The sequence below is a fragment of the Amycolatopsis nalaikhensis genome, from assembly GCF_030264295.1.
GTDB classification, from domain to species: domain Bacteria; phylum Actinomycetota; class Actinomycetes; order Mycobacteriales; family Pseudonocardiaceae; genus Amycolatopsis; species Amycolatopsis nalaikhensis.
This window is the reverse complement of the sequence record NZ_CP127173.1, coordinates 1,429,657-1,451,732: the sequence shown is the minus strand read 5'-3', so window position 1 is coordinate 1,451,732 and position 22,076 is coordinate 1,429,657. Positions and strand designations below refer to the sequence as shown.

General features: G+C 71.5%; 17 protein-coding genes and 3 pseudogenes. 14 read left to right on the top strand and 6 right to left on the bottom strand.

Annotation, left to right across the window (positions count from 1 at the left end):
* The gene (locus QP939_RS06825) at positions 1 to 1,293 is read left to right on the top strand and encodes a DUF58 domain-containing protein (RefSeq protein ID WP_285455713.1); all 1,293 of its coding nucleotides are present in this window, start codon (positions 1 to 3) and stop codon (positions 1,291 to 1,293) included.
* On the opposite strand, the gene QP939_RS06820 is transcribed toward QP939_RS06825, so the two are convergent.
* A complete protein-coding gene (locus QP939_RS06820; protein ID WP_285455711.1) occupies positions 1,290 to 2,504 on the bottom strand; it encodes a GNAT family N-acetyltransferase in 1,215 nt (404 codons plus the stop codon). The genes QP939_RS06825 and QP939_RS06820 overlap by 4 nt on opposite strands.
* Before the next feature lie 124 nt (positions 2,505 to 2,628).
* Between QP939_RS06820 and QP939_RS06815 the strand changes: the two genes are divergently transcribed.
* Positions 2,629 to 3,408 carry an RICIN domain-containing protein gene (locus QP939_RS06815; protein WP_285455710.1) on the top strand — a complete coding sequence of 260 codons (780 nt, stop codon included), beginning with the start codon at positions 2,629 to 2,631 and terminating at the stop codon, positions 3,406 to 3,408.
* On the opposite strand, the gene QP939_RS06810 is transcribed toward QP939_RS06815, so the two are convergent.
* Positions 3,400 to 4,407 (bottom strand): stage II sporulation protein M, encoded by a 1,008-nt coding sequence (locus QP939_RS06810; RefSeq protein WP_285455709.1) that lies wholly within the window; start codon positions 4,405 to 4,407, stop codon positions 3,400 to 3,402. The two genes, QP939_RS06815 and QP939_RS06810, sit on opposite strands and share 9 nt — an antisense overlap.
* A gap of 33 nt (positions 4,408 to 4,440) precedes the next feature.
* Between QP939_RS06810 and QP939_RS06805 the strand changes: the two are divergent.
* A pseudogene (locus QP939_RS06805) lies at positions 4,441 to 5,301 on the top strand (RDD family protein); the annotation flags it as partial.
* A 281-nt stretch (positions 5,302 to 5,582) separates the two neighbouring features.
* Here QP939_RS06805 and QP939_RS06800 read toward each other — a convergent pair.
* Complete coding sequence (locus tag QP939_RS06800; RefSeq protein ID WP_285455708.1) at positions 5,583 to 5,831, bottom strand: neutral zinc metallopeptidase; 249 nt, start codon at positions 5,829 to 5,831, stop codon at positions 5,583 to 5,585.
* A 109-nt stretch (positions 5,832 to 5,940) separates the two neighbouring features.
* Positions 5,941 to 6,168: pseudogene (locus QP939_RS06795) on the bottom strand (neutral zinc metallopeptidase); the annotation flags it as partial.
* A gap of 1,020 nt (positions 6,169 to 7,188) precedes the next feature.
* Between QP939_RS06795 and QP939_RS06790 the strand changes: the two are divergent.
* The 11 genes and pseudogenes from QP939_RS06790 to QP939_RS06740 all read left to right on the top strand — a co-directional run bounded on the left by QP939_RS06790 (position 7,189) and on the right by QP939_RS06740 (position 21,190).
* Complete coding sequence (locus tag QP939_RS06790; protein ID WP_285455706.1) at positions 7,189 to 8,907, top strand: DUF2207 family protein; 1,719 nt, start codon at positions 7,189 to 7,191, stop codon at positions 8,905 to 8,907.
* Entirely contained in the window at positions 8,907 to 10,472 is a 1,566-nt protein-coding gene (locus QP939_RS06785; protein ID WP_285455705.1) for a DUF2207 family protein, read from the top strand. Before QP939_RS06790 ends, QP939_RS06785 begins: the two co-directional genes overlap by 1 nt.
* Positions 10,473 to 10,535: 63 nt before the next feature.
* Positions 10,536 to 11,828, top strand: a complete 1,293-nt coding sequence (locus tag QP939_RS06780) for a M16 family metallopeptidase (RefSeq protein ID WP_285455704.1) — start codon at positions 10,536 to 10,538, stop codon at positions 11,826 to 11,828.
* The gene (locus tag QP939_RS06775; protein ID WP_285455703.1) at positions 11,825 to 13,204 is read left to right on the top strand and encodes a M16 family metallopeptidase; all 1,380 of its coding nucleotides are present in this window, start codon (positions 11,825 to 11,827) and stop codon (positions 13,202 to 13,204) included. Before QP939_RS06780 ends, QP939_RS06775 begins: the two co-directional genes overlap by 4 nt.
* Entirely contained in the window at positions 13,204 to 14,223 is a 1,020-nt protein-coding gene (nudC, locus tag QP939_RS06770) for an NAD(+) diphosphatase (RefSeq protein ID WP_285455702.1), read from the top strand. The genes QP939_RS06775 and nudC overlap by 1 nt, the downstream gene beginning before the upstream one ends.
* A 307-nt stretch (positions 14,224 to 14,530) precedes the next feature.
* Positions 14,531 to 15,726: pseudogene (locus QP939_RS06765) on the top strand (ROK family transcriptional regulator).
* An 11-nt stretch (positions 15,727 to 15,737) separates the two neighbouring features.
* Entirely contained in the window at positions 15,738 to 17,096 is a 1,359-nt protein-coding gene (locus tag QP939_RS06760) for an extracellular solute-binding protein (RefSeq protein ID WP_285455700.1), read from the top strand.
* Positions 17,093 to 18,076 (top strand): carbohydrate ABC transporter permease, encoded by a 984-nt coding sequence (locus QP939_RS06755; RefSeq protein ID WP_285455698.1) that lies wholly within the window; start codon positions 17,093 to 17,095, stop codon positions 18,074 to 18,076. Before QP939_RS06760 ends, QP939_RS06755 begins: the two co-directional genes overlap by 4 nt.
* Positions 18,073 to 18,963: a carbohydrate ABC transporter permease gene (locus QP939_RS06750; RefSeq protein ID WP_285455697.1), complete on the top strand. Its 891-nt coding sequence runs from the start codon at positions 18,073 to 18,075 to the stop codon at positions 18,961 to 18,963. Before QP939_RS06755 ends, QP939_RS06750 begins: the two co-directional genes overlap by 4 nt.
* The gene (locus QP939_RS06745; RefSeq protein ID WP_285455696.1) at positions 18,960 to 20,225 is read left to right on the top strand and encodes a 6-phospho-beta-glucosidase; all 1,266 of its coding nucleotides are present in this window, start codon (positions 18,960 to 18,962) and stop codon (positions 20,223 to 20,225) included. The genes QP939_RS06750 and QP939_RS06745 overlap by 4 nt, the downstream gene beginning before the upstream one ends.
* A complete protein-coding gene (locus tag QP939_RS06740) occupies positions 20,222 to 21,190 on the top strand; it encodes an N-acetylglucosamine kinase (RefSeq protein WP_285455695.1) in 969 nt (322 codons plus the stop codon). Before QP939_RS06745 ends, QP939_RS06740 begins: the two co-directional genes overlap by 4 nt.
* A 54-nt stretch (positions 21,191 to 21,244) precedes the next feature.
* Here the strand turns inward: QP939_RS06740 and QP939_RS06735 are convergent, their stop codons facing one another.
* Positions 21,245 to 21,748: an SRPBCC domain-containing protein gene (locus tag QP939_RS06735; protein ID WP_285455694.1), complete on the bottom strand. Its 504-nt coding sequence runs from the start codon at positions 21,746 to 21,748 to the stop codon at positions 21,245 to 21,247.
* Positions 21,745 to 22,068: an ArsR/SmtB family transcription factor gene (locus QP939_RS06730; RefSeq protein ID WP_285455693.1), complete on the bottom strand. Its 324-nt coding sequence runs from the start codon at positions 22,066 to 22,068 to the stop codon at positions 21,745 to 21,747. Before QP939_RS06730 ends, QP939_RS06735 begins: the two co-directional genes overlap by 4 nt.
* Positions 22,069 to 22,076 lie beyond the last annotated feature (8 nt).

Genomic DNA, 22,076 nt, shown 5'->3' with positions numbered 1-22,076 from the left:
ATGGCCGTCACCGGAAGGCTCGGGCTGCTCGCGCTGTTCGGCGCGCTGGTGGTCGGGCTGCTCGTGCCGTCGGACACCGGGATCCTGCTGGTCGGCGGGGTGCTCCTGGTGCTGGTGGTCGTCGACCTCGTGCTGGCGGGCGGCGTGCGGCCGTTGACGTTCCGGCGTTCCGGCGACACGTCCGTGCGGCTCGGCGAGCCGTGCGAGGTGACGCTGGTGGTCGCGAACCCCGGCCGTCGCACGGTGCGCGGGCAGCTGCGCGACGCCTGGCCGCCGAGCGCGGGCGCGGCCGACCGGCACGCCCTGCGCGTCCCGCCGGGGGAGCGCCGGGCCTTGGTGACGGCGTTGCGCCCGACGCGCCGCGGTGACCGGACAGCGGCTCGCGTGACGGTCCGGTCGGTCGGCCCGCTGGGCCTGGCCGCGCGGCAGGGTTCGCACGAGGTGCCGTGGACGGTCCGCGTGCTGCCGCCGTTCCACAGCCGCAAGCACCTGCCTTCGCGGCTGGCGCGGCTGCAGCAGCTCGACGGCCGCAACGCGGTGCTGATCCGCGGCCAGGGCACGGAGTTCGACTCGCTGCGCGAGTACGTGATCGGCGACGACGTCCGCTCGATCGACTGGCGGGCGACCGCCCGCGCGGCCGACGTGATGGTCCGGACCTGGCGCCCCGAACGCGACCGGCACGTGGTGCTGGTGCTCGACACGGGCCGCGTCTCGGCGGGCCGGGTCGGCGACGCACCCCGCCTCGACGCGGCGATGGACGCGGCGTTGTTGTTGGCGGCCTTGGCTTCCCGGGCCGGTGACCGCGTCGATCTGCTCGCGTACGACCGGCGGCTGCGGGCGGCGGTGCAGGGCTCGTCTGGACCGGCGTTGCTGACGTCGCTGGTGAACGTGATGGCGCCGCTCGAGCCGTCGCTGATCGAAACGGACGCGCGGGGCATGGTCGCCGAGGTGCTGCGGCGCACCCGCCGCCGCGCCCTGGTCGTGCTGCTCACCGGCCTCGACGCGGCTCCGCTCGAGGAAGGCCTGTTCCCGGTGCTGAGTTCCCTGACCGCGCGGCACCAGTTGGTGGTCGCGTCGGTGGCGGACCCGCGGGTGGCGGAGATGCTCGCCGGTCGCGGTGACGCGGAAGCCGTCTACGACGCGGCGGCCGCGTCGCGAGCGGTGGCCGAGCGCCAGAAGGTGACCGAACGCCTGGCCCGGCACGGCGTCAGCGTGGTCGACGCCGTGCCCGAGGAACTGCCGCCCGCGTTGGCCGACCGGTACCTGGCCTTGAAGGCGGCGGGCCGCCTTTAGAACCAGTGCACGCAGTGCGGGACGCGCTCGGTGCGGAAGAGCGCGTCGGCGCGGGCGGCCGCGTCGGTGTGGTGGGCCCGGACGTGCCCGGCCCGCACCAGCGTGCTCGGCGGGGTGCCGCCGAGGTAGACCGAGCCGAGGTCGCTGACGTCGAGCGAGAGGTCGGGCTCGCGGTCGGTCGGGACGCACTCGGCCTTGCCGTCGCGGACCGTCAGCAGGTGGCGGCCGCGCTCGCCGAGGAACGGGTCGTCGACGTCGAGGACCAGCTCGCCGTCGGCGAACCAGCCGCGCGTGGCCAGCGCCCGCGGGACGTCCAGCAGCCGCACCCAGAGCCAGTCGGTCTCGTCCTTCAGGCGGCAGGCGCGCAGGTCCGTCAGCTGCCAGCGCAGCGGGTGGCCGGGCGGGACGTGCTTGAACACGACCTCGGTGACCAGGTCGTGGCCGAGCACGAACCGGGCCAGCGCGCTGAACACGGCGTCGTCGGCGGCGATGACCTCGTCGACGGTCAAGGTGTTGTCGGGGTCGCCGACCGCGTAGCTGGCGTACCCGTCCGGGACGCCATCGGCGTCGCGGTGGACGGCGATGTGGCGCGGGGCCGCGGTGATCGGCGGCTGGCCCGCTTTCGCGGCCCACCAGCGATGTGGCCGGGACAACGCGCCGGGCTGGGCGCGGCGGTAGGCGTCGTAGACCTCTTCGAGGAGGTCGCCGCACTCGGCGCGGCGCAGCAGCTCGACCGTGCCGGAGTCCGTGCTTTCCGCGCGTGGCACGGCGAAATCGGCTTGCCGACGGGGGACGCTGAGCTTCTGCGTGAACGTCGCCGGCCCGTAGCCGAACCGGCGGTAGATCACGGCTTCCGAGGCGAGCAGCACGGAAATCGCTTCGCCGCGGGCTCGGACGTCGGCGAGCTGGCGGCGCATCAACGCGCTGAGCACGCCCCGGCGGCGGTGCGAGGGCGCGACGCCGACAGCGGTCACCCCGGCGACCGGGACGACGACCTCGCCGGGCAGCGTCAGCTCGAAGGAGTACGCGCCCGCGGTGCCGACGGGCAGCCCCTCCGGCGTCACGGCGACCAGGTTGCGGTCCATCTCGAAGGCCGACCACCAGAGCCCGCCGCCGCTCTCGGCGGGCGTCTCCGGGAAGCGGCCGAACGCGGCGTGGACGGCGTCGACGAAGACGTCGAGGTCGTCGTCGGTGGTGGAACGGATCTCCATCGCTGCCTTTCCGGATCTCGGGTTCGCCGCCACAGTGCAGCGGTCCCCCGAGGGGAGGGCAAGCGAATTACCCGGCAGAGTGGCTGCGGTGGTGCGCGGCCCGCACGGCTGTTAAGCCCGAAGGATGCGGAAGCCGCTCATCGCGTGCCTGGTCCTGCTCGCCGTCTCCGTGCCGGGCACGGCCTCGGCCGCCGACGGCTCGCCCGTCTACCTCGCCGACGGCGGGGGCAAGCTCTCCCTGGCCGCCGTCGACGGCAAGGCCGTGCTGGCCGACGCGGCGGACCCGAACGCGAAGTGGACGTACGACAAGACGTCGCAGCACTTCACGAGTGTCCCGAGTGGACAGTGCCTGACCGCGGCGAGCCCGGTCGACGGCGTCGCGGTGAAGCTCGCGCCCTGCGACGACAAGGACAAACACCAGTCCTGGCGGCGCGTCGCGGGCCTGCCGGGCCTGGTCGAGATCGCGAACGTCGCGACCGCGCGCTGCCTCACGGCCGAAGCCGCGACCGCGGGCGCCCGGCTGTACCAGGAGGTCTGCTCGCTGACCGGCATCGCGAACACGTGGGCGGCGGGTGGCCGGACGCTGGCGATCCTGTCCGGCAACGGCCAGCGCCTGGCGTCGAAGGACCCGGGCGCGCCCTTCGTGGTCCGGGTGATCGGCGAGAACGGCCAGCCCGCCGCGGACGTCCCGGTGAACTTCTACGTCCGCGCGGCCCGCCCGAAGAACGTCCTGGTCTTCGAGGGCGGCAGCGAGACGGCGTCGGCCAAGACGGGCGCGGACGGCAGCGCGGCGAGCCCCAAGCTGACGTTGACCGAGCCGGGCGAGTTCGAGGCCCGGTTCGTCGGGACGGCTGGGCTCGACGACGGATCGTCGATCGCCTTCGAAGGCTCGTGCCTATGCTGACTCGGGCAGCGCGTCCCCGGCGTCCCGGGCGTCGAGGTCGCCGACTTCTCCCTCGCGAGCCGCGCGGCGGCCGAGGGTGAAGACGTAGCCCAGGAACAGCACCTCGACGAGCCCGCCGATGCCGACGCGGACCCACGTCGGCCAGCCCGACGGCGTCACGAACGCCTCGATGATCCCGGACACGAACAGCACGCACGCCAGCCCGAGCGCCATCACGACGACCGACCGGCCCTGCTCGGCCAGCGCTTTCGTGCGTGACCGGCGGCCGGGGTCGATGACCGTCCAGCCGAGTTTGAGGCCGGTCCCGGCGGCGATGAACACCGCCGTCAGCTCCAGGAGGCCGTGCGGCAGCAGCAGGCCGATCATCACGTCGCCGCGGCCGGCCGCGCTCATCGCGCCGATGATCAGGCCCGCGTTGAGGGAGTTCGCCCACAGCGCGGCGATCACCGGCAGGCCCAGCGCGATGCCGAGGAAGAGGCAGGTCGCGGCGACCCACGCGTTGTTCGTCCACACGCGTGCGGCGAACGACGACGCCGGGCCGGTCGAGTAGTAGCTCTCGGCCTCGCCGCCGGGCCGGGTCAGCTCGTTCAGCTCGTCCGGCGTCGCGATCGCCGCCCGCACGTGCGGGTCGCCCGCCACCCAGACGGCGATCACGGCCATCACCGCGATCGACACCAGCGCGGCCGGGATCCACCAGCGCCGCGAGAGGTAGACGGCGGCGGGGAAGCGGCGCGCGAAGAACAGGGCGACCTCGCGCCAAGCCGGGTTGTGCGAACCCGAGATCGCGCTCCGGCCGCGGGCGACCAGCTCCGAGAGGCGCCCGATCAGCGCCGGGTCGGGCGCGACCGACCGCACGATCGACAGGTGCGTCGCGGTGCGCTGGTAGAGCGTCACCAGCTCGTCGGCCTCCGCGCCGGTCAGCTTGCCGCCGCGGCGGGCCAGCTCGCCGAGCCGGGTCCACTCCGCGGTGTGCGCGGCGACGAAGACGTCCACATCCACCAGGCCACCCTATCCGTCGATACGCTGGGTGGCGTGCACGAGGAATCCGAGCTGGTCACCGGCGAAGCCGTCGTCCTGGACCTGCGCGTGGCGAAGCTCGCCAGCCGGGCGCTGGCGATGGCGCTCGACGTGCTCGTGCAGTTGGCGTTGCTGGTGGGCGCGATCTTCGCGCTGACGATCGCGGTGCCGGCCGACGACGAAGCCCTGGCGCTGACGCTGGTGCTGGTGTTCCTGGTGCTGATCATGGTCGGCTACCCGGTGCTGTTCGAGACGCTCTCGCGCGGCCGGTCCCTGGGCAAGATGGCGGTGGGCCTGCGGGTGGTCCGCGTCGACGGCGGCCCGATCCGGTTCCGGCACGCCCTGGTGCGCGGCCTGGCGGGGTTCGTCGTGGACTTCTGGACGCTGGGGCTGTTCGGCGCGGTGGCGGTGATCGTGTCGCTGTGCTCGTCGGACGGCAGGCGCGTCGGCGACTTCCTGGCCGGGACGCTGGTGGTCCGCGAGCGGGTCCCGGAGAGCACGGGGTACCCGGCGATCGGGATGCCGCCGGGGCTCGAAGGCTGGGCGGCCCAGCTCGACCTGACTCGGCTGCCGGACGACCTCGCGTTGGCGAGCAGGCAGTTCTTGGCGCGGTTTTCGGAGCTGCGGCCGGAGGCGTCGCACGCGCTGGGCTGGGGGTTGGCGCAACAGGTGGGGAACGCGCTGGGGACGGCGGTGCCACCGGGGGTGCCGCCGTGGGCGTTCCTGGCGGCGGTGCTCGCCGAACGGCGGCGGCGGGATCACGCGCGGGCGTTCCAGGCTTATACGGCTCGGGTCGAGGCCGCGCGGGGGCAGGTGGGGGTCGGGCAGGCTGGGTATCCGCAGGCGGGCTTCGGGCAGGCTGGGTATGCGGCTGGCGGGCCGTTCGGTGATCCGGCCGCGGGGCAGCCGCACGCGGGTTGGGCCCAGCCGCAGGCTGCGGCGGGCGTGCTGCAGGGTGGATCAGCTCAGCCGCAGGCGGGCTGGAGCTCGCCGCAGGTGAGTTCGGCCGAGCCGCAGGCGGGTTCCGGCGTGCCGCAGGCGGGAGCGGGCCAGCCGCAGGCGGGCGCGGCCGAGCCGTCGCCTCGGTCGGCGGCCGAGACGTACCCCCCGACTCCGCCGTCGGGGACTGCGGTCGAGAACCCGTTCACGCCGCCGAGCTAGGAAACGTCACTCGAGGCGGCGAGCCACGTGTTGCACTGCTGGTTGCGGTTCTTGGTCGCACCGTGTTGCCACCAGCTGATGTTGTGGCGGGCGCTGCCGTGGTCGCGTTTGCCGTTGCGGGCGTAGTCGTCGCCGCGGTCCTGGGCGTTCCAGGCTTCGTTGTAGATGTTCTTGTCGACCGAGCCGCCGGAGACCGACGCCGAGCCGAGGAACATGCCCGAGAAGCACTGGGCTTCCAGTTCCATGCGGCGGGAGAAGCTCGAGGCCCGCCGCCGAGTCGGCGCCCGCGTCGTAGCGCTGGTCGCCGTAGGCCTCGGTGATGCCGGACAGGTTCTGCACGTGGTGGCCGTACTCGTGGGCCAGGATCGAGAGGTACGGGCCGGGGTGGTTGCCCCACGTTTCGATCTCGATGCGGTCCATCGGCATGTAGATGGTGTTGTTGGTGGGGCAGTAGAAGGGCGTGACGCCGGTGGTGGTGCCCCCGCTGCCACAGGGCGTCGAGGACTCCGAGATCGACCGCGGCACGGACAGGTTCGGCGACTCGAACGGCAGGTCGACGGCGCCGAGCATGCGCGACCACATCGCGTCGAGGCAGGCGATGCCGGACTGGAAGAAGCGCTGGACGCTGTTCTGGTCGGTCGCCCAGCGGGTCAGCGAGCAGGGGATGTTCTGCAGGCCGTAGTCGGCGCGGCCGAAGAGGGGGTTGTCGCCGGTCCGGGGCACGGAGCGCGGGCCGGACGGGGTTTGCGACGTCGGCGTCGCGCGTTCGGTGGTGGTGCGGGTCGCGCTGGTGGTGGTTTCTTCGGATTCGGTGGTCTCGGAGGTGGTCTCTTCAGTGGTGCTGTAGGTGGGATAGGTGCTGGAGTAACCGGCATCGGCGACGTGCCGCGAACCGCCCCCGGCAAGCGCGACGGCGGCGACGAGCCCCCCGACCACGGCGACGATCCCGATGATCGCCACGGCGACGATCACCCCGGCATTGGACTTCTTCGCGACGTAGGGGGTGTAGCCGGGAGCGAACCGAGGCCCGAACGGCGAGCCCGGCGGTGGTCCGGCGTAGGCGGGGTGGAAGGCAGCGGCGGCGACCGGGGGTGGGAGGGGAGCCCCGGCCGGTGGGACTGGGCGGCCGAAGGGTGCGGTGCCGGACTGCGGGTAGGGCCCGGACGGAGGGCCTGGGGTGGGAAAGCCTTGAGTACCTTGCGGTCCACGCGGCGGTGGACCTGGCTGCGGCCAGCTTGGACCGTGCGGCGCGCCTGGCCCCTGCGGCCCACCCGGCGGCTGGCCCGGCTCACCCGATCCACCGCGCCCCGGTCCACCCGGCGACCCCTGGGGAAGAGGCCGCGGCACGGGCGGCGGCAGCGGCCGAGCCCCCGGCGGCGGCAGCGGGCGTCGCGGATCCTGCGGCCCGGCACCCTGCGGCCCCGAGCCCCACGGCCCAGGACCCACCGGACCCGAGCCCCACGAACCGGGACCCTGCGGGCCTTGCGTCATCGAAGCGGAACCCCCCGTGCGATTTCCCCGTCGGAACCGGCGTACCTGCGGTGATCTCGCCGTTCCGGGCGTCAGCATAGATCGAGTGCTCTAGGGTGTGGTGCTGTGTCGATGAAATGGGGGATCGCGGTCGCGGTCGCCGCCCTGCTGGCCACCAGCGGGGTCGCCTTCGCCGATGACGGGCCCTCCGCGGGGCCCGTGCTGCCGAACCTGCCCGCCGACCAGGTCAAGAAACCCCAGCTCCTCACCGGCACCGACGTCCAGCCGCCGGACGGGCCCACCGCCGACGTCGCCCTCAAACTCCTTCGCGACGGCTCGCTCGAAGTCACCGAAAAAGTCACCGTCCCCGGCGGGAAGCAGCTCACCTCGCGGGTTCCGCTCAAGGTTCCCGCCAGTGAAGACCAGGACCGCGTCTTCGCCATCCGCGACGTCAAGACCGAGGGCGCCGCCAGCGGACAGCTCACCGCCGACCAGCTCGTCCTCACCTTCACCGGCGGCGCCGCCACCGTCACCTACCGCGTCGACGGCGCCGTCGCCGACCAGAGCGGCCGTCAGCAGGCCCGGTGGCAGGTCGCCAGTGGCTTCGACGCCCCGCTGGCCAAGCTCACCGCGTCCTTCATCGCGCCGTCGCCGCGACTGTCCCCTGTGGACTGCTTCGCCGGTCCGCTCGGCTCGAACCAGCGCTGCACCCTCGCCGAGCTCGACCACACCGGGGTCGTGCGGCTGGAACAGAACGACGTGCGGCCCGGTGACCGCGTCGACCTGCTCGTCGGGCTGCCCGCGAACACCGTCCCGGCGACCGCGGAGTTCGCCCCCATCGGCCTGCTCGCCAACGCCTTCGCCCTGACGCCGCTGACCGGCGTAGTCTTCGCGCTCCTGCTCGCTTTCCTCGTCGTGGGCGGCATTTTCGTGTGGCGACGCCGCAAGCAGGACGCCGGCGCGCTGCACGCCGCCACCGGACCCGTCGAGGTGCTGCTGCGCGACGGCGACCGCGTCTTCTTCGCCAGCCCCGACGGCGTGCTGCCCGGCCAGGTCGGCACCGTCGTCGACGAGACCGTGGACGTCGTCGACATCAGCGCCACCGTCGTCGACCTCGCCGTCCGCAACTACCTGTGGCTCGCCGAAGTCCCCGGGCCCGACTGGCAGATCGCCCGCCGCAACCCGCCGGACGAGCACCTGCACGACTTCGAACGCGCCGTCTGCGAAACGCTGCTGCCCGAGGGCACCGACTCCGTGCTCGTCTCGCAGCTGCGCGCCCGCGGCGGGCTCGACCTGCGCCGGATCAGCGACGCCATGTACGCCGACGTCGTCACCAAGCGCTGGTTCTCGCGCCGCCCCGGCGCCGCGCGGGGACGGCTGACCTGGCTCGGTGCCGGGATCTTCACCCTCGGCCTCGTCGCCACCGCCGTGCTCACCTTCACCGCCGGTTACGCGCTGCTCGGCGTCGCCGTCGCGCTCGCCGGGCTCGCCGTCGCCGCGGCGGCCGCGCTGCTGCCGTCGCGCACCGCGCGCGGGCGGGCGCTCGTCGGCCAGGTCCGCGGCCTGCTCGACTACCTGCACCACGCCAAAGCCGAGGACATCCCGCCCGCCGACCGCGAGCTGGTGTTCTCCCGGTCGCTGCCGTACGCGGTGGTGCTCGGCGACACCGAACGCTGGCTCGGCACCTTCGCCGCGCTGAACCCGGCGTCGGACGGCTCGGCCGGGCTCTACTGGTACGGCGGCCTGGAGACCGACCGCGACCTGCGCCGCTTCGGCACGCACTTCCCGTCGTTCCTGACCGCGCTCGACGGCCTCCTCACCGAGTCCCGCCGCGCCGCCGCGACCCGCTAGTGCTCGCCGCGGCCGCGCTGGCGCTCTTCCTGGCCGCGGCCCCGGTCGCGACGGAAGACCAGCCGCCACTGCCGACCGTGCCGCAGAGCGCCGAGATCCAGCTCAAGGTGCAGCGCGACGGCTCGCTGTCGGTCGTCGAGGCGATCTCCGTGCCCACCGGCATGACGATGGACCGCCGCGTCGCGCTGCGAGTCGCCGCGCCGCACCACCGCGACCGCGTCTACACCGTCCGTGACGTCGCCATCGAAGGTCGCGGCAACGCCCAGCTGGAGAAGGACGCCTTCACCGTCCACCTCACCGCGGGCACGTCGCTCGTCCGGTACACAGTGGACGGTGCGGTCGCCGGGAACCAGGTCACCTGGGAGCTGGCGGGCGGCTGGAACGCCGACCTGAAGTTCATCCGCGCCTCGTTCGCCGCACCCGAAATCCCGACCGCCGTCGACTGCCTCGCCGGGCCGCCGGATTCGGACTTCGCGTGCGGCGCGGCGCAGATCGACCACGCCGGGCTCACCCGGTTCAGCCAGCAGAACCTCGCCGCGGGCCAGCGGATGACGGCGACGGTGGAACTGCCGCCGGGCACGGTCCCGGAGAACGCGAAGCTGGTCCCGTCGGCGACGATCGGCGGCGCGTTCGTGCTCACCGCGCCGGTCGCCTGGGCGTGGGCGGCGTTCGGAGCGCTCTTGCTGGTGGCGGCCGCGCTCGTCTGGCTCACGCGGCGCCGGGACGCTGACACCGCGGACGCGCCGAAGGTCGAGCTGGTCGCGAAGGGCGGCGAGTTCGCGTCGCCGGAGGGGGTGCTGCCGGGCCACGTCGGCGTCCTCCTGGACGGCCGCGCCGGGCCCGCGGACCTGGCCGCGACCGTGCTCGACCTCGCCGTCCGCAACTACCTCTGGGTGAGCGCCGAGGACACCGGGTGGCGGCTGGCCCGCCGCAACCCGCCCGACGAGCACCTGAGTGCCTTCGAACGTGCCGTCTTCGCGGCCGTCGTGCCGGATGACTCGGTGACGCTCGCCGAACTCCGGCAGCGGCACGTCGACCTCCCGCGGGCGGAACTGGACGCCGACCTCGTCGCCCGCGGCTGGCTCGCCGGACGGCCGCGGCGGCTCGGCCGCGCGGGGATCCGGATCGTCTTCTACGGCGTCTTCCTGACCGTCCTGCTGACCCTGACAGTCGGATATGCCCAGCTCGGCGTCATCGTCGTGCTGGCCGGGGCCGCCGCCGTCGTGGCCTCGGCCGCGTTGCCCGCGCGGCGGCGAGCGGGTCTCGACGTGGCGCGACGCTTGCGTGGCGTGGCCGAGAAGCTGGCGTCGGTCAAGCCCAAGGACCTGACCAAGCCCGAGCGCGAGCTGGTGTTCTCCCGCGGCCTCCCGTACGCGCTCGCTCTGGGCGAACTAGGACCGTGGGTGGCCGCTTTCGCCGGGCTCGACCACCCGCCGCCGGTGTACTGGCACGCCGGCGGCATCGCCCCTGACCAGGCCGGATCCTTCGCGACGGCGCTCGCGGGCACGTTCGCTCCCGCCCGCCGTGGTCGCCTCCAGGGCCTCGTGAGCGTGAAACAGGGTTAGAACACTGTTTCTCACTCACGAGCCGGGACGCACGCGACCGCCGACCCGTCGTAGGGTGGGGCCATGGCCGATCCCGAGCTCGTCCGATACACCCTCGACAACGGTCTGCGCGTGGTACTGGCACCCGACGCGACCGCGCCGGTGGTCGGCGTCAGCGTGCACTACGACGTGGGTTTCCGCTCCGAGCCGGAGGGGCGCACCGGTTTCGCGCACCTCTTCGAGCACCTGATGTTCCAGGGCTCCGAGAGCCTCGAGAAGCTCGCGCACTTCCGGCACGTGCAGTCCAGCGGCGGGACCTTCAACGGGTCCACCCACCCGGACTACACCGACTACTTCGAGGTGCTGCCGAGCGCCGCGCTCGAGCGCGCGCTGTTCCTCGAAGCCGACCGGATGCGCGCGCCGAAGCTGACCGCCGAGAACCTGGCGAACCAGATCGACGTCGTCAAGGAAGAGATCCGGCTGAACGTGCTGAACCGGCCCTACGGCGGGTTCCCCTGGATCACCCTGCCGCCGGTCCTGTACTCGACGTTCCCCAACGCGCACAACGGCTACGGCGGCTTCGAAGACCTCGAGAGCGCCACGGTGGACGACTGCGCCGCGTTCTTCGACACGTACTACTCGCCCGCGAACGCCGTGCTCACGGTGGCGGGCGACTTCGTGGTCGACACGGCGAAAGAGCTGATCGAGAAGCACTTCGGCGACGTCCCGCACCGGCCCGCGCCCGTGCGGCCCTCGTTCGCCGAGCCGCTGCCGACCGAAGAGCTGCGCGGCGAGGTCGAGGACCCGCACGCGCCGCTGCCCGCGCTCGGCATCGGCTACCGGATGCCCGACCCGATCAACGACGTCGACGGCTACCTGGCCTACCTCGTGCTGGCCGGCGTGCTCACCGACGGCGACGGCTCCCGCCTGCAGCAGCGTCTGGTGCACCGCGAGCCGCTGGTCGTCGACATCGGCGCCGGGGCCGGGCTGTTCGGCCCGTTCGAGGCGCGCGACCCCGACACGTTCACCATCACCCTCATCCACCCGCACGAGGTGCCCCGCGAGCGCGTGCTCGCCGCGCTGGACGACGAGCTCGAGAAGCTCGCCGAGACCCCGCCGGACGAGCAGGAGCTGCGCAAGGTGACGGCCCGCTGGACGGCGAGCCTGCACTCCGAGCACGACAGGCTCGTCTCGCGGACGCTGGCGCTGGGCTCGTTCGAGCTGCTCTACGGCGACGCGTCGCTGGTGTACAAGCTGGCGGACCGGATGGCGGCCGTCACCGCGGAAGCCGTCTCGGCGGCGGCGAAGGCGCTGCGCCCGGACGCGCGCGCCGTGCTGGTGGTCAAGCCCGCTTCGGAAGGGAACAACGAGCAGTGACTTCGGCAACGCACCGCAGCGCGGAGGAGATCGGCCGCACCGCGCTGGGCCCCCGCCCGCTGCCCCCGCTCGGCGAGCAGCGCGCCGCCGCCGATCTGTCCCATGTGGACACCGAACTGAGCAACGGCCTGCGCGTGCTGGCCGTGCGCAAGGCGACCGTGCCGATGGTCGAGGCCCGGCTGTGGATCCCGTTCGCGGGTGAAGACGCCCTGCACCCGGCCACGGCCGAGGTGCTCGCCGAGACGATCCTGACCGGCACGGCCCGCCGCAACCGCATCGAGATCGACGCCGAGCTGGCCCTGATCGGCGGCGACATCGGCGCCGGCGTCGACCCGGAACGCCTGGTGCTGACCGGATCCGCGCTGGCCGAGAAGCTGCCGACGTTCCTCGACGTGCTCGGCGACGTCCTCACCGGCGCGACGTACGCCGACGACGAGATCGCGCGGGAGAAGGAGCGGCTCGTCGAGCGGATCGCCGTCTCGCGGACGCAGCCGCGCACGATCGCGCGCGAGGCGCTGCAGAAGCACCGCTACGGCGACCACCCGGCGACGCGCGAGGTCCCGCGAGCCGAAGACGTCGCGGTCGTGACGCCGGAGCAGGTGCGCGCGCTGCACCAGGCGTCGGTGCTGCCGCGCGGTTCGGTGCTGGTGCTGGTCGGCGACATCGACCCCGCCGCGGTGCTCGGTGACCTCGAAAAGGTGCTCGGCGGCTGGGCGTCGGACCGTTCGGCCGTGCGGCTGCCGCCGCTGCCGGACCTGACCGGGCCGAACGTGCTGCTGGTGCCGCGCGCCGGCGCCGTCCAGTCGCAGATCCGGCTTTCGGCGCAGACGATCCCGCGCACGGACCCGGGCTACGCGGCGCTGCAGCTGGCGAACCTGGCCTTCGGCGGGTACTTCTCGTCGCGGCTGGTGGAGAACATCCGCGAGAGCAAGGGGTACACGTACTCCGCGCACTCCGGGTTCGAGTTCACCGACGGCACGGCGGTGGTCAACGTCGACGCGGACACCGCGACCGGCGCGACGGCCCCGGCGCTGCTGGAGACCCGCTACGAGCTGGGCCGCCTCGGCCAGGTCCCGCCGTCGGGCGACGAGCTGGAGTCGGTGCGGCAGTACGCGATCGGTTCGCTGCTGACGTCGACGTCGTCGCAGTCCGGGCTGGCCGGCCAGGTGCTGGCGCTGGCGTCGACCGGGCTGGGCCTGGAGTGGCTGAACGAGCACCCGGCGCGCGTGGCGGCGGTGACGGCCGACGAGGTGGCCGAGGCGGCGCTGAACTACTTCGCGCCCAAGCGGTTCACGGGTGTGGTGGTCGGCGACGCGGCGGTGCTGGAACACAAGCTCCTGTCCCTCGGCGACGTCGTGGTGGGCGAGCCCGCCTGATGAGCGTCCCCTTCGGTCTCGGCTCGCTGCCGACCCTGTCCCGGTCCACTGTGGACCGTCAGGAAGGCTTGCGCACCAACCCGTCGCGGCTGGTGTCGCGCTGGCCCGACGCCCGGGTCGTCCTCCTGGACGACACCGGGCGCACCCCGGTCGTCGAGGGATCGTCGACGCTGGCGTTCCGCAAGGCGATCGACTTCGGCTCGGCCCCACCGGCGGACGCGGTGTTCCTCGGCGAGTGGCAGGACACGGACTACTGGTCGCTGCCGGGCGGGCCGTCGGGTTCGGCGGACACCGTGAAGATGGCGGGCAGCTGGGGTTTCGTGGAGGAGGTCCCGCGCGCGGACGGCGAGGTCTGGGTCGACCTGCGCGGCTACGGAGACCTGCTGGACGACACCTCGGCGGGGCTGTTCACGACGGCGCAGGCGTTGCGCTTCTGGCGTCGCCAGGCGAAGTTCTGCACGCGGTGCGGACACCCGACAGAGCTGATCCAGTTCGGCTGGGCGAGCAAGTGCACGAACGACGGACGCGAGGAGTACCCGCGCACGGACCCGGCGGTGATCTGCCTGGTCCATTCCACGGAGGGCGTCAACGGGTCGCACGTGCTGCTGGCGCGCCAGCCGATCTGGCCCGCGGGGCGGTATTCGGTGCTGGCCGGGTTCGTCGAGGCGGGGGAGTCGCTCGAGGCCTGCGTGGTCCGGGAGATCCGTGAGGAGGTCGGCGCTTCCGTTTCGGACGTGCGGTATCTCGGGAGTCAGCCGTGGCCGTTCCCGCGGTCGATCATGCTGGGGTTCACGGCGCGGGCGGATCGGTCGTTGCCGTTGACCCCGGCGGACGGCGAGATCGAAGAGGCGTTGTGGGTGTCACGCGAGGAGGTGCGCGCGGCGTTCGAGAACAGCCAGCTGAGGAACGAGGGCGCACGGCCGACGCCGATCGCGGACGGCAAAGCGGAGATGATCCTGCCGGGGAACTCGTCGATCGCCCGCGTGATGCTCAAGGCCTGGGCGGACGCGGAGGAGTAACGACCCGCCACAGAGCGCGACCAAACGGCCCTGGCTACCCGCCGGGGCCGTTTTCGTTGCGCTGTGTGAAACCGACCCCAAGCGCCCCAAGGCGGCCTTGGTTGCGTCGCACGCACCGAAGGCCGCCTTGGTTGCGTCTGACGCACCGAAGGCCACATTGGGGCGCTTGAGGCGGGGCAAGCGTTACCTGCTCTTTTGCCGAGACCGTTGACGGCTGTGCTCCGGCTCACTACAGTCCCCGGAAACCGTCTGTAAAGTATCCTAATTAAGTCGGGGAGACGAACGAGTGCGAGCCGGTAGCCCGCGGATGCTGCGCGAGATCAACGATCGCGCCGCCATCGAGGTCCTCCTCCGGGAAGGCCCCCTCACGCGTGCCGAGCTCGACTCGCCATCGGGCTCTCCAAGCCCGCCACCGCGCAGCTCATCACCCGGCTCGAGCAGGACAACCTTGTCATCAAGGCCGGTGTGCGGGGTGGCGGGCGCGGGCCGCGTGCCCAGCTCTGGGCCGCCAACGGCAGCCTCGCCTTCGTCGCCGCCGTCGATCTGACCCCGCACGTTGCCGACTTCGTCGTCGCCGATGTCGCCGGGGTTGTGCTCGCCGAGTACCGGGCTCCTCTTCCCGTGCACGAAGGCGCCGATGTCGTCGGGGCCTTCGGCGAGGCCCTCACCACCGTCGCCGAAGAAGCCGGGATCAAGCGGGAAGACCTGGCCCACGTCGTGATCGGCGCGCAGGGGGCGTTCGATCCGCGGACCGGCCTGCTCTCCTCCGCCCCGCACATCCCCGGCTGGCTCGGCTTCGACGTCCCGCAGAAGCTCTCCGACGAACTCGGCGTCGACGTCCTCATCGAGAACGACGTCAACCTCGTCGCCGTCGAGGAGATGAGCGTCGGGATGGCCCAGGACGTCGACGACTTCGTCATGGTCTGGCTCTCCGAAGGCGTCGGTGGCGCCGTCGTCATCGGGCGGCGGCTGCTTCGCGGGGCCACCGGTGGAGGCGGCGAGATCGACTGGATGCGCGTGCCCGATCCGGCCACAGTGGACACCGGCGACGTCTGGCCCGAAGCCGGGGCGCGGTTCGGGAACCTCGTCGACTCGCCCGCCATCTGCCGCCTCGCCGCCGCGCACGGCATCGAAGCCGAGACCGCCTGGGAAGCGGTCGAAAAAGCCGGGAAAAGCCCCTTTCTCGACGACCTGGCGCGAAGGGTCGCCGGGGGAGTGGCGAACCTCGTCGCCGTCGCCGATCCGCAGCTCGTGCTCCTCTGCGGGGACACCAGCCGCGCCGGTGGCGAAGCGTTCGCCGCGCTGGTGCAGGAAAAGCTGCACGAACTCGTCCTGCCGCGCACGCCCGTCGGCTGCGCTTCCGTGCAGGGCAACGCCGTTCGCGCGGGCGCTCTGCAGTCCGCGCTGGCCAAAACCCGCGAGGACGTCTTCGGCGTCGTCACCCCCACGCTCCTCGGCTCACGCCGGACCGAGGACAAGCACCCGAGTAGCCCCAACCGATGAGGAGGAGGGCCATGCCCCCTACCACCCGGACCCGTCGCGGCGCGCTGTTGGCGGCCGCCGCCGCGGCGTCCGTCCTGCTGACCAGCGCCTGCTCCGGCGCCGCCGCGCCGAGCGGGGGTGACGCGGCGGCCGCGCCCGGCAAGGACGACAAGCTCACCATCACCGTGTACTCGAAGTTCACCGACCGCGAGTACGGCGTGGTCACCGCCGGCCTCAACAAGCTCAAGCAGAAGTTCCCGAACATCGAGATCAAGCACGAGGGCAACCAGGACGACGACAAGCTCACCCAGTCGATCCGCGGCGGCAACCCGCCCGACGTCGCGATCTCCTTCTACACCGACAACCTCGGCGCCTGGTGCTCCACCGGCAGCTTCCAGGACCTGAAGCCCTACATCGACCGCGACAAGATCGACCTGAACCAGATCCCGGAAGCGGTCCGCAACTACACCGAGTACCAGGGCAAGCGGTGCGCGATGCCGATGCTCGCCGACGTCTACGGGCTCTACTACAACAAGGACATGTTCGCGGCGAAGGGCATCACCTCGCCGCCGAAGACGACGTCGGAACTGTTCGAGGCCACCAAGAAGCTCACCGAGTTCAACCCGGACGGCTCGATCAAGGTCGCTGGCTTCCTGCCCTCGATGCCGTTCTACGCCAACCAGGCCCAGTACTGGGCGCCGAACTTCGGCGCGCCGTTCCTCGGCCCCGACGGCAAGTCGGACCTCGCCACCAACCCCGGCTGGAAGGCGATGTTCGAGTTCCAGAAGCAGCTGATCGACTTCTACGGCGGCCACGCCAAGGTCGAGCAGTTCAAGGCCGGCCTCGGTGACGAGTACTCCGCCGACCACGGCTTCCACAAGGGCAAGCTGGCGATGATCTACGACGGCGAGTTCCGCACCGCGTTCCTCAAGGACCAGGCGCCGAACGTCAACTACGGCACCGCGCCCGCGCCGGTGCTCGACACCATGGCCGACCACTACGGCGGCGGCTTCACCACCGGCACGATCATCGCCATCCCCAAGGGCGCCAAGAACCCCGGCGCCGCGTGGGAGCTGATCAAGCAGGTCACCCTGGACACCGACACGCTGGTGGACATGGCCAACGGCCTGAAGAACGTGCCCAGCACCAAGGCGTCGCTCACCTCGCCGCGGCTGGACCTGCAGCCGCAGTTCAAGACGTTCCTCGACATCTACGACAGCGGCAAGCTGGTGGCCAACCAGACCACCCCGATCGGCGACGCGCACCTCAAGGCGGTCAACGACTTCGCCGAGAAGTGGCAGGCCGGCTCGGTGCCCGACCTGACCGAAGGCCTCAAGAAGGTCGACGCGCAGATCGACGACGAACTGAAGCAGAAGGGCGCGGGCGGATGACGACGCTCGCCGAAAAGGCTTCCCCGTCCGCACCGGCAACGGTGCGGGCGGGGGCCCGCCGGGCCAAGCGCCGCCGGACGGTCTTCCTCTTCATGGCACCGGCGTTCGTCGGGTTCCTGGTCTTCTTCGGCTACCCGCTGATCGCCACCGTCTACTACTCCTTCACCCGCTACGACCTGATCAACCCGCCGACGTTCGTCGGGTTCGACAACTACGTCCGGATGTTCACCACCGAGCCCCTGGTCGGCACGGCCGCGTACAACACGCTGTGGCTGGTGGTCGTCCTGACGGTCTGCCGGGTCGTGTTCTCCCTCGGCGTCGCCTCGGTGATCTCGCGGCTGAAGTCGGGCGTCGGCCTGGTCCGGACGCTCTGCTACCTGCCGACGCTCGCCCCGCCCGCGGCGGCGACGCTGGCCTTCGTCTTCGTGTTCAACCCGGAATTCGGGCCGGTCAACCGGTTCCTGCGGCTCGTCGGCATCGACGGTGGCCTCTGGTTCAACAGCCCGGCCATGTCGAAGCCCGCGCTGACGCTGCTCGCGCTGTGGGGCTCCGGCGAGCTGATGATCATCATCCTGGCCGCGCTGCTGGACGTCCCCACCGAGCAATACGAGGCCGCCGAACTCGACGGCGCGGGTCCAATCCGCCGGTTCTGGCACGTCACGCTGCCGTCGATCTCGCCGGTGCTGCTGTTCGGCGTGGTCAACTCGATCATCTACGCCCTGCAGTTCTTCACGCAGGCGATCGTGGCGGCGTCCGCGAGCGCGGGTACCGCCGACGTCGCCGGGAACTCGAAACTCATCGGGGCACCGCAGAACTCGACGCTGACCTACCCGATCTGGCTGTACGTCCAGGGTTTCCGCTACTTCAACATGGGTTACGCGGCGGCGATGGCGGTCCTGCTGTTCATCGTGAGCGCGGCCTTCACGTGGATTCTCGTGCGGCAGTTGCGGAAGTCCCAGCACCAGGAGGAGGGCGCATGACCGCCGTGGCCGAAGCGCCGCCGCGCGAAGCGGGCGTACCGCCGAAGGTGCGGTTCAAGCGGAACTGGGACAAGCGGCTGTCGTTCATCGCGCTGCATTCCGTCGGCATCGCGATGGGCGTGATCTTCATGCTGCCCATCCTGTTCGTCTTCCTCACCGCGGTGATGGCGAGCGACCAGGCGATGACGGCGAGCCTGTGGCCGAGCGAATGGCACTTCGAGAACTTCGTCAAGGTGTTCCAGAAGGCGCCGCTGCTCGAATACTTCGGCAACAGCCTGCTGTATTCGGCGCTGGCGACGGCGGGTGCGCTGCTGTCCGCGATCCCGGCGGCCTACGGGCTGTCGAAGCTCAAGTGGCGCGGGCAGAACCTGTTCTTCATGCTGACCGTGGCGGCGATGCTGCTGCCGCCGCAGGTCACCGTCGTGCCGCTGTACGACCTGTGGGTCCGCCTCGGCCTCACCGGCACGCTGGTTCCGCTGATCGTGCCGTACTTCTTCTTCGACGCCTTTTCGATCTTCCTGCTCCGCCAGTTCTTCCTCACCATTCCGAAGGACTACATCGAGGCGGCGAAGATCGACGGCTGCACCGAGTTCCAGGCCATGTACCGGGTGCTGATCCCGATGGCCAAGCCGGGGATCGCGGCCACCGCGATGTTCTGCTTCCTGTTCACCTGGAACGACTACTTCGGGCCGCTGCTCTACACCGGCGAGAACCAGGACCACTGGCCGCTTTCGCTGGCCATCGCGTCCTTCCGCGGCATGCACCATGTCGAGTGGAACATGACGATGGCGGCGACCGCGCTGATCATGGCGCCGGTGATCGTGCTGTTCATCTTCGCCCAGAAGTCGTTCGTCAAGGGCATCACATTCACGGGAGTCAAGGGATGAAGCTGGCAGTCGTCGGTGGCGGGTCCACCTACACGCCGGAGCTGATCGACGGGATCGCCGGGCGCCGGTCCACTTTGGACGTCGACGAGATCGTGCTGGTCGACCCGGACGCCTACCGCGTCGAGGCCGTCGGCGGGTTCAGCCAGCGGCTCCTCGACCACGCCGGCCACCCGGCGCGGATCAAGACCACGCAGTCGCTGGAAGAGGGCGTCGACGGCGCGTCGGCCGTGCTCATCCAGCTGCGGGTCGGCGGCCAGCGGGCGCGGCGGTCCGACGAAACGTTCCCGCACGTGTGTGGCTGCGTCGGGCAGGAGACGACCGGCGCGGGCGGCCTGGCGAAGGCGCTGCGCACGGTCCCGGTGGTGCTCGACATCGCCGACCGCGTCCGCAAGATCGCGGGCGACGACACATGGATCGTCAACTTCACCAACCCGGTCGGCATCGTCACCCGCGCCCTGCTCAACGAGGGCCACCGCGCGGTCGGGCTGTGCAACGTCGCCATCAACCTCCAGCGGCAGTTCGGTCGCCTGCTCGGCGTCGGCGCGGACGACGTCAAGCTCGTCCACACCGGACTGAACCACCTGAGCTGGGAGCGCGGCGCCCTCGTCGACGGCGTCGACCGGCTGCCGGAACTGCTCGACCAGCACCTCGACTACCTGTCCAACGAGGTCAGCGTCCCGCCGGAGTGGCTGCGGCGGATGAACGTCGTGCCGTCGTACTACCTGAAGTACTTCTACGCGCACGACGAGCAGGTCACCAAGCAGTGCACCGAGCGGCCGCGCGCGGACGTCGTCTCCGACGTCGAGGAAGAACTGCTGAAGATCTACCTCGACCCGGAGCAGAACACCAAGCCGGAGTCGCTGGAGAAGCGCGGCGGCGCCTACTACTCGGAAGCCGCCGTGCAGCTGGTGCACGCGCTGACCGCGGGCGGCCCGGCCGAGGAGCACGTGGTGAACGTCCGCAACGACGGCACGTTCCCGTTCCTGCCGGACGACGCCGTCATCGAGTCCCGGTCCACTGTGGACTCCCAGGGTGCGGTTGCGATCCCGCAGCCACCGGTCGAGCCGAACTTCTCGGGCTTGATTTCGGCGACGACGGCCTACGAGTTCCTCGCGCTGGAGGCGGCGGTCAAGGGCGGCCGCGACCGCGTCGCCGACGCCCTGCTCGCACACCCGCTCGTCGGCCAGTACAGCAAGGCCGACACGCTCGCCGACTCGCTCGTGCGGATCAACCGCGAGTACTTGCCGTGGGCGCGCGGATGAAGCCTGCGGTCATCGCCATCGACGGGGGGAACAGCAAAACCGAGGTCCTCGTGATCTCGGACGACGGCGTCGTGCTCGGCAAGTCCCGCGGCCCCGGCGCGTCGCCGCAGAACATCGGCGTCGCGGCCTGCGTCGCCGCGCTGGAAGACCTGGTGCTCGAGGCGTACCCCGCGTTCGGCGAGAAGCCGTCCGCGGTGCACACCTCCGCGTACCTGGCGGGCCTCGACTTCCCGCGCGAGGAAGAGGCCCTGCACGCGGCGCTGGCGGCCCGCGGCTGGAGCGACACGCTGACCGTCGGCAACGACACCCTCGCGCTGCTTCGGGCGGGTAGCGCGGGGGTGGGTGTCGCCGTCGTGTGCGGCGCCGGGATCAACGGCGCCGGGGTCGGCCCGGACGGCCGCGTGCACCGCTTTCCCGCGCTGGGCAAGATTTCCGGCGACTGGGGCGGCGGCTACCGCCTCGGCGAAGAAGCCCTGTGGTGGGCGGTCCGCGCCGAAGACGGCCGCGGCCCGCGGACGGCGTTGCTGTCCGCCGTCGCCGGCTACTTCGACCGGCCGACGCTGCTGGACGTGGTGCAGGGCCTGCACTTCGAGGAGATCGACCCGGCCTCGATCCACGGCCTGTGCCCGCTGCTGTTCGAAGTGGCGGCGGCGGGCGACGAGGTCGCGCAGGACATCGTGACGCGGTTCGTCGAGGAGGTCAGCGTGTTCGCGGCGGTGATCCTCCGCGAACTGGACCTGACCGAAGACGCGCCGGAGATCGTCCTCGGCGGCGGCGTCCTGACCGGGGTCGGCGCGCCGGTGATCGCGGAGATCGAGCGCCGCTGCCTGAAGGTGGCGCCGCGCGCGGTGGTCCACGTCGTCGACGTGAACCCGGTCGTCGGCGCGGCCCTGTTCGGACTCGACACGCTGGGTGCCTCGGAGGACGCCAAGGCGGCCTTGAAGGCGGCGACCCAGCGCGTGTGAAGACCCTGGCGGGACCTGCCTCGAAGCGGCGCGAGGCAGGTCCCGCCAGACCCCTCAGGACGCCAGGATCTCGCCGGTTTCCAGCAGGGACTTGAGGTCCGAGAGGATCCAGCTCCAGCCGCCACCGGCGTTCTCGCCGGGCCCGGCGTTGACGTCTTCCAGTTGCCCGCTCACGAGAGCGGCGGTGTTCGGCGCGCCGGTGACGTCGTGGGTGATGGTGAGTCTGGTGCCCGCGGTCTTCGTTTCCTCGATGTCGTAGGTGAGCGTCGTGTACGGCTCGTCGGCGACTTCGGGGCTCATCAACAGCTTCCAGGTGACGACGAGCTTGCGCGGCGGGTCGGCTTCGAGGACCTCGCCGTCGACGAGGTCGCCGGTGAAGCCCGCGTCGATGAACTCCCGCGTCGGCCGGGTGCGGTGCTTGCCGCCCGGCTTGAGGTCGTAGTCGGCGAGGCCGGTGTAGCCGTACTTCTGCGTCCACTCGGGCTTGGTGATGGCTTCCCAGATCCGCTCCGGGGTGGCCTTGATGTAGACGCGGTGGACCTGCACGGTGTTCGTCATGGTTCTTCGCCTTCCAGCTCGGTTTTGAGGTCGAGGAGCGCGGTGACCCGGCGCTCGGTGTACTTGTCGATCCACCGGTCGTGGATCTGCCGGATCGGGACGGGGTTGAGGAAGTGCCGCTTCTCGCGGCCTTCCTTGCGCGCGACGACGAGTCCGGCTTCTTCGAGGAGCTTCAGGTGCTTCATGACGCCGAAGCGGGTCATCTCCACCTGGGTCTCCAGCTCGGTGAGCGTGCGGCCGTCACGCTCGAAGAGCAGGTCGAGCAGGAACCGGCGGGTCGGATCCGCCAGCGCCTTGAACACCAGGTCGTCGTCGGGCACGTCGAAGA